The sequence below is a fragment of the Photobacterium sp. GB-1 genome, from assembly GCF_003026165.1.
In the GTDB taxonomy this organism is placed as follows: Bacteria; Pseudomonadota; Gammaproteobacteria; order Enterobacterales; family Vibrionaceae; genus Photobacterium.
Genome location: NZ_PYOB01000057.1, coordinates 1 through 978 on the forward strand (window position 1 = coordinate 1; position 978 = coordinate 978).

Here is a 978-nt window from a genome sequence, read left to right on the forward strand (position 1 = left end):
GCAATATAGAAGTCCAATCTTCTTGCGTGTTTATACCATATGCTTTAGTGACTCTGACAGGGTAAAGTGATGGCATTGTATAACCAACTCTCCAATTTGGAACTTCATCAGGTACGCGTTCTCTATTCACCATGCTACAACCAGCCAGTAATAGGCAGAGCATCCCTGTTGATATAATCTTTTTCATTTACTGTCCTTGTGTAATGAATGCTGAATCTAGCTCTTTCATTGAGCGCCTCACAGGTTTTTGTGAGGCGGTAAACCAATATTAATGAAGCTGATCTACAATATAATTCTTTGATGTATATATCTTATTTACCTTATCCCAAGGGATAGGCGTTAAGGTTGCGTTAGCCTTTTTAGCTCTTTTAAGTACAGAGTTTCTTGTCTGGTTATGATCAGAGTAAGTACTTCCGTTATAGTCCGTTTCGGGTGTGCTCGTTGGCGACAGTTCAGTAACGTACGTATATTTGCCACAACCCTTAAGCCATACTTTCACTTGCCCATTTGGCAGGAAACCAAAATCAAATGTCGTTTGGTAGCAAGCTCGTTTTATTCCATCTGGTCGAATGTAACTTTGCTTTTTATAGGCCAGCGCTTTCATTTTTGGGGTGACATCTAATTCAGTAATATAGAACTTCGCATCAAAAAGGGATGTCCAGTAAAGCACGACTTTATCGGGTAGATGATTTGTATATTGTACTTGAGAGTAACTAGCTGTTGTAAAAAGATGAAGTGGTAATCCATAACCATCATAGTTGGGTAAATACTCTTTCACACGCTTTAATGCACTTACAGTCATAAATTGACTATGAGTATGCAATATAGAAGTCCAATCTTCTTGCGTGTTTATACCATATGCTTTAGTGACTCTGACAGGGTAAAGTGATGGCATTGTATAACCAACTCTCCAATTTGGAACTTCATCAGGTACGCGTTCTCTATTCACCATGCTACAACCAGCCAGTAATAGGCAGA

General features: G+C 39.1%; 1 protein-coding gene and 1 pseudogene. Both read right to left on the reverse strand.

The window, feature by feature from the left end; translation table 11 throughout:
* Positions 1–187, reverse strand: a pseudogene (locus tag C9J45_RS21375) (DUF2931 family protein); the annotation flags it as partial.
* 81 nt (positions 188–268) lie between these two features.
* On the reverse strand, positions 269–978 hold a 710-nt coding region (locus tag C9J45_RS21380; protein WP_233217873.1), incomplete at its 5' end, for a DUF2931 family protein.